Source organism: Streptomyces calidiresistens, from assembly GCF_014141525.1.
GTDB classification, from domain to species: Bacteria; Actinomycetota; Actinomycetes; order Streptomycetales; family Streptomycetaceae; genus Streptomyces; species Streptomyces calidiresistens.
Genome location: NZ_VKHS01000237.1, coordinates 1 through 6,819 on the forward strand (window position 1 = coordinate 1; position 6,819 = coordinate 6,819).

Annotated in this window: 1 protein-coding gene and 5 pseudogenes; 5 read left to right on the plus strand and 1 reads right to left on the minus strand. The window is 67.1% G+C overall.

Annotated features, from left to right (window positions below; translation table 11 throughout):
* The first annotated feature begins 293 nt into the window (after positions 1 to 293).
* The 4 pseudogenes from FOE67_RS11990 (at position 294) to FOE67_RS12010 (ending at position 4,886) form a co-directional block, all read left to right on the plus strand.
* Positions 294 to 1,685 (plus strand): annotated as a pseudogene (locus FOE67_RS11990) (ATP-binding protein).
* Between the two features lie 235 nt (positions 1,686 to 1,920).
* Positions 1,921 to 2,145 (plus strand): annotated as a pseudogene (locus FOE67_RS30365) (helix-turn-helix domain-containing protein); the annotation flags it as partial.
* Positions 2,142 to 3,355, plus strand: a pseudogene (locus tag FOE67_RS12000) (IS1380 family transposase); the annotation flags it as partial. The pseudogenes FOE67_RS30365 and FOE67_RS12000, both read left to right, overlap by 4 nt.
* A gap of 364 nt (positions 3,356 to 3,719) precedes the next feature.
* A pseudogene (locus FOE67_RS12010) lies at positions 3,720 to 4,886 on the plus strand (IS30 family transposase).
* Positions 4,887 to 5,044: 158 nt separating this feature from the next.
* Here FOE67_RS12010 and FOE67_RS30630 read toward each other — a convergent pair.
* Positions 5,045 to 5,191: pseudogene (locus tag FOE67_RS30630) on the minus strand (hypothetical protein); the annotation flags it as partial.
* Between the two features lie 663 nt (positions 5,192 to 5,854).
* Between FOE67_RS30630 and FOE67_RS12015 the strand changes: the two are divergent.
* Positions 5,855 to 6,667 (plus strand): hypothetical protein, encoded by an 813-nt coding sequence (locus FOE67_RS12015; RefSeq protein WP_323384793.1) that lies wholly within the window; start codon positions 5,855 to 5,857, stop codon positions 6,665 to 6,667.
* Positions 6,668 to 6,819: the final 152 nt, after the last annotated feature.

Consider the following 6,819-nt stretch of genomic DNA (forward strand, 5'->3'; position numbering starts at 1 on the left):
AAGAGGCAGCACCCCGCCCCACCCAGCGCAAAGCCCTGACCTGCGAAAACACCCCCGGAGGGGGCGTTTCGCGTGCGGCAATCGCCGCACATCCGTGAGGCAATGCGGCGTACCCCCGGGGCCCCTCACCGCACCCCGGCTTGTTGACCTGGGGTTTTGGGCAGGGGGTCCTGTCGGCCACGATGGCGATCCCACGGCTCCTTGAGCGTGGCCCCCCTTTCGACCGGCTACAGCTAACATCGATGTTAGTAACTTTGATGTCACTATCTCTGAGTGATCGGGAGGTGGTTGGCATGGTGAACTTCGTAGGGCGTGGGCATGAGGCTCGCGCCCCTCGATCGTGAGTTTCAGAAGGCGGTCGCCGGGGTGGGCGGTGAGCGGCCGGGGCGGTGTGTGACGCTGCGCGGGCGGTGACGGATGGGGAAGTCACGGCTGGTGGAGCGGTTCGCCGAGCAGTGCGGAGCACCCTTCCTCTTTTACGCGACTACCGCAGCCTCGCCGCGGCACGATCTGACGCGAGATGCGCAGGCCTCCACGCTCCCGCTGGCCAGCCTGGTGGCCTCGGCGCAGCCGGACAACTGGGACGCGGCATTCGATGTGCTGGCGGCGGCGTTGCCGCACGACCGGCCGAGCGTCCTGGTGCTGGACGAGGTGCCGTACCTGATGGACGAGGCCGGGACCTTTGAAGGGATGCTGCAGCGGGCCTGGGACCGGGCGCCGGAAGCCAAACCCGTGCTGCTCATCCTCATCGGCTCGGACCTGTCCATGATGGAGGCGCTCAACAGCTATGGCCTCCCCTTCCACCAGCGCGGGCGGGAGATGGTGCTGGGGGCCACTGAACCCCGCCGAGGTCGGCGCCATGCTTGGCCTGGAAGCGGCCAAGGCCTTCGATGCCGCACTCGTGACCGGGGGTCTGCCGCCGATCTGCGCGGAATGTCCGCACGGCGCTGGACTCTGGGACTTCCTCGGGCAAGTGCTCGCAGGCCCGGTCTCCGCGCTGCTGGTGTCCGCAGAGCGGTCACTGGCCGCGGAGTTCCCTCCACAGGCGCAGGCACACGCGGTCCTGTCGGCGATCGGCAGCGGCGAGCGGACCTTCTCCAACATCGCCAAGGCCGCCAGCGGCATCCCCCCCCCCCCGCTGCAGCGGGCACTCACCCCTCCTCACTGACAAGCGCGTCGTCACCACGGAACTCCCCCTAGCGCTCAGGCCTTCCGAAGACCGCCGCTACCGCGTCACCGACTCCTACCTCCACTTCTGGCTGAGACTTCTGGGACCCTCCATGGACGAAGTCGAACGAGGACGGGGGGACCTGACGCTGGAACGCATCCAGCGGAACCGGGCCAGTTGGCGCGGACGTGCCGTAGAACCCCTCATCCGCGCGGCACTCGCCCGGCTGCTGCCCGACGAACAACTTCCCGCGGCTCCGGCCGTCGGCGGCTACTGGACCCGCACCAACGACATCGAAATCGACCTCGTCGGCGCCGATCGCGGCCCTATCGCCAGAGAGCTGCTGTTCCTCGGCTCCGTCAAATGGATGGAGAACTCACCCTTCGACCGCCACGACCTCGCCGCCCTCACCCCCGAAGCCCTCCCCACCGTCGCCATCTCCCGCTCCGGAACCAACTGCACCAGCCTCGATGCCACATACAGCCCCGCCGAACTCCTGACCGCATGGCCCACCTGACCAGCCGAGCCGACCGGTCAGGGCCACCAGTGCACCCTGGCAGCGGTGGTGCTGGTGAGACTGGCGTAGCGGGAACGGGAGATCGTCGCGCCTGATTCTCAGCCATCCCGTTGCCGGCCCCCGAAGCTGCCGGACCACTTGGCCTAGTAGAGTGCCGCATCAGGCAACGTTCGCCCTGTCGTGATGTGTCGCGCGGTTGCTGCGCCGGGAAGCTCTCCGACGCCAGAATGATCACGTGGCTGAACGCGTGCGGGTCCCTGAGATCGATGACGACGGGAGCAGGCGGCTGCTGCGGATCATCCGCCGTGGCAGCGGGTCGGTGGTGATCTGGCGGCGGGCTCAAATGGTGCTGCTGTCCGCGCAGGGCATGGCGGTGGCGAAGATCGCCGAGGTCACGTTCACCAGCGACGACCGGGTGAGGGATGTGATCCACAACTTCAAGGCCGACGGCTTCGACTCGTGGATCTCGCCCTGGCGGTCGCGCTCGGCGGGGACTGCCTCGCCGACATTGCCCTGCCGCGGTCCGAGCCGGCTGTGTTCGGGCCGGTCGCCTCCGATCCGACGGTCTCCCGGCTGATCGACACCCTCGCAGCCCCGGGTGAGAAGGCGCTGACCGCGATCCGCACCGCACGTTCCGAAGTCCGTGAACACGTCCGGGCATTGGCGGGTGACCAGGCCCCGCATGCGGACGGACCGGGGGCGCCCCCTCTGGGGAGTGATCGTGGACCTGGACGGGGTCCTGGTCCTCGCGCACTCGGACAAGCAGAACGCGGCTGCGACCTGGAAGAAGACCTGCGGCCACCACCCGCTCACAGCGTTCGTCGATCACGGACCGGGCGGAACCGGAGAACCCGTCACCGCTCTGCTGCGGCCGGGCAACGCGGGCAGCAACACCGCCACCGGCCACATCACCACAACCCGCCTGGCCCTGACTCAACTGCCCAAGAAGTACCGCAAGGGGCGGCGGACGCTGATCCGCTGCGACACGGCCGGGGACACCCATGAGTTCGTGGCCTGGCTCGCCCAGCGAGGACGCCGGCTGTCCTGCTCGGTCGGCATGGTGATCACCGAAGCCATCCACAGCCAGGTGCTGAAGATCCCCCCATCAGCCTGGACACCCGCCGTCGAGTCCGACGGCGAGGTTCGTGACGGGGCCTGGATCGCCGAACTCACCGGCGACCTCCTCGACGGATGGCCCAAGGGCATGCGATTGATCGTCCGCAAGGAACGGCCCCACCCCGGAGCCCGGTTGAGAATCACGGACGCGGACGGCATGCGGATCACCTGTTTCGCCACCAACACCCCCGACCGGCCGATCGCCGAACTCGAGCTCCGTCACCGGCTCCGGGCCCGCGCCGAGGACCGCATCCGGGCCGCCCGGTCCACCGGCCTGCGCAACCTCCCCCTGCACCACACCACGCAGAACAAGGTCTGGCTGGAGATCGTCCAGCTCGCTCTCGACCTGCCGGGCCTGGATGCCCATGCTCGCCCTGACCGGCCCCACCCGGCTCCGGGAACCCTGCCGGCTGCGGTTCCGCCTGTTCTCCGCGGCGGGCCAGCTCATCACCACCGGCCGGCGCCGCATCCTCCGACTCCCCCGCCACTGGCCCTGGATCCGTGAGATCACAGACGCCCTCCCACGGCTCGCACTCATGCCGAACCCCGGTTGACCAGCAGATTCGCCTGTCCCCACGAGAAGAGAAGCAAGCCCGGACCAGTGGAATCCGGCGTCCACCCGAGACGACACCCGGGCACTCGACCTGCCCGCCCTCAACCGCTGACAACCAAACGGACACCCGACTCCATCAACGGCCCACCACGAAACATCGAGGCTAGCGGTCCTCGCAACACCCGCGATCTGTGGGAGTTGCGAGGACCGTGGGCGTTGAATGTGGTGATCTTGAGGGGTCGCGGGAGCGTTTTCTTGCCCGTCTGGATGTCGTGGGGAACGTGACCGTGGTGGCGCGTGAGCTGGGGGTGAACCCGAACACCGCGTTCGGCTGGGCCCGGCAGGCCGGACGGCGTTCGGTGCGTCTGCCGCGTCGGTGGCATTCGGGGCGGGACGAGTACGAGCGGCTTCGGGCCAAGGGAGTCTCGCAGGCTGCGGCGGCCAGGCGGGTGGGGGTGAACGAGCGCACGGCCCGGGACTGGGACCGGGGCGTCAAGAAGTCCGGCACCACGCGCACCTATGCCGATGGCCGTCGTGTCGACTACGCGGCGGGAACCGTCACGATGTGCGGTGTGAGGCATCGATGGGCCTGACGGCCCTGGAGAAGCAGCTTCACCCGCGGTTCTTGACGCTCGCCGAACGGGAACGGATTCGTGATCTTCGGACGGCGGGGCGGTCGCTGCGGGCGATCGGACGTGCCCTATGCCGCCCACCGCGCCGCGGCCTCGCGCAGACCCCGACCCAAGGAGCGCAAGCTGCTGCGCGAGGGACGGCTGCGCCGCTTCGTCCGTGACGGCCTGCGCAGGCGGTGGTCGCCGGAGCAGATCTGCCACGCTCTACTGAGGGAACGTCCCGACGACGAGAGCATGCGGGTGAGCGTGGAGACGGTCTATCAGGCACTGTATTTCCAGGCCCGTGGTGGCCTGAAACAGGAAGTTCAGGCAGCCATCCGTTCCGGCCGGACCCGCCGCAAACCACGCCGGGACCCCGAACGGCGCACCCCGCGGTTCATCGATCCGATGGTGATGATCAGCGATCGCCCCGCCGACATCGAGGACCGGGCGGTGCCCGGTCACTGGGAAGGCGACCTGATCATCGGCGCGGGCGGCCGTTCCGCGATCGCCACCCTGGTCGAGCGCAGCACCCGTTACACCATGCTGGTCCACCTGCCCGGCGGAGCCCACGACGCCGAGACCGTCCCCGACGGCCTCGTCACCACCATCCAGACCCTGCCCACGCACCTGCGCGGCTCCCTGACCTGGGACCAGGGCAGCGAGATGGCACGACACCAGCAGTTCAGCATGGCCACCGGCATGCCCGTCTACTTCTGCGACCCGGCCTCACCATGGCAACGCGGCTCGAACGAGAACACGAACGGGCTGCTGCGGCAGTACTTTCCGAAGGGCACCGACCTGACCGTCCACAGTCCCGAGGACCTCGAACACGTGGCCCAGGAGCTCAACGGCCGGCCACGCAAGACGCTCGGCTGGGATACCCCAGCCGAGCGTTTACGTGATCTACCCACCACCTGAAACCAAGTGGTGTTGCGACGACCCCTTGAACCCAAGGTCCGCATCCCGGCGGGGACCGGGCCCATCGCCTTGGTGAACGAGCCACGTGGGCAGACGGGTTCGGTGCAGTACCAGCGCGCTTTGCGCCACCGGATACTCACCGGGCGCCCACCGCAGGGCAGGTACCTGGGCCGGGAGGTGCGGTAGTCCTTCAGGCATGTGGCGAACAGCCCGCAGGAGGGACAGGCCCGGGCGGAGTCCTCGGCCGTGACCACGTACACCGGCGAACCACCCAGCCCGTCGTCCTTGATCTGCGTCACACTCACCCCCTCCAGCCCTCAGAAGTCGCGTGGCCGCCTCGTTGATCCCGGTATCGTCGATGCCCACGCCCGTGGGGTTTCATGATCGGTTGGGTAGAGAACAACCATGATCGGGAAGGCCTGCGGGCTCCTCGCGTCGGGGCACCGTCACCCCACCTACCTCACACAGTTTGACCAGTGAGCATGCCTGTCACCACCGCACCCCCACCAAGTTCGAAGACCCGGCATGCCACTGTCTGTCTCGGCGGCCCGGGCAGGCGACCTCGCGCGCTGCAGCTCGGGCCGTGCGCAGTGCTTCCAGTGCTGTGTGGTCGATGCCGGCCAGCAAGAGCCAGGCGGTCCGGGTAGAGGCCACCGGGCCGGAGACCTCGCCCTGGACACACATAGGGCCAAGTCGGCGATGGCTTCGCCGCCGTCCGCGGGCATCACCGCCAGGTCCACGGCGATCCTGCCCGGGTTGTGTCCGGTGCCGCGTGGCCGCAGAGGGCGCAGCGCGTCGGTGAATGCGACGGTCAGGCCGGTGGCGTCGGCGAGCGGCCAGCAGACGGGACTGCGTGGCCCCCCGGCGCCGTCGGCCCGGATGACGAGCTTGGGGCGTGACGCGGTAGTGCGCACGCAGAGAATGCCTTCCTGCAAGCTCGAAGATCCGGTAACGTGCAAGCCACATGCGTGTCCGGTACAAACGTCGCGAAAAATGGGGGTGCCATGGCAAGTGGGCAGAAACCCGCAGCGGGCATTGAGGTGATCGTGACCTGGCAAAGTGACTCCGGTCAGCTGCGGGGACGCAGCAGTAGCGGGCGGATCAACCTGAAAACCGGCGAAGAACTCAAATTTGGGATATCCGAACGCTCGGGAAAGATTCAACCGAACGCCACCCCCAGCCTCGGATGGCTCAAGGTTTCCGCCCAGCAACCCACTGTGTCCAATATCACTATGAGTACTACCTATGTCGTCGAGAATCTGGAAGGTGGTGCCGAGCTGATCAAGGTGCGCCCTCGACAGCTGGAATTGGTGATTCCATTTGAAATGTCGCGCATTTTGGTCCCGACCAGTACGGGCGTCACTGGGCTCACTGTCTACGCCCCTCCGCCGCGTCTGCTTCAGATGGACCTGGCCACGAGGGCAATGATCTCGTCAATTCATCTGGACAAGACGAGCAAGTACTTCCTTGTTCTCGTCGTGCTGTGCGAGCCGCGTTTGCGCGAATCCTCTATGACAGCCGTGCCTTCACTCCGAGAGGTTGTCGAGAGGTTACGAGGAATCGATCAATTTAAAGACGCCAACCGTAGCAGCGTTAACTACCACATCGACTACTTAGCGCTTCGTAAGCTTCCCGTCGGTCAGTGGTCAAAGTCCGAGGATGACGGACTCAAGCATTCCAAGCGTGAGGCTCTGGTCGCCTTCGCCCTTCGGTTCGATCTCGTGAGCGAAGAGGATCTGCGCTTGCTTCCCCCCAGCTCCGCCTCCCGCCGCGCCTCGTGACCGGCCGCTGCGGCGTTCCAGGAAATTATTGATCCGTCACTTTTTGGTGTCTCGTTCGTTGGTGTGGCATGGGTGATGACTTGACCGGGGACATGCGGAGGCTTTCGCCTGCTCAGCAGGAGGCTGTGCGGATGCGGGTGATGGCTGCGATC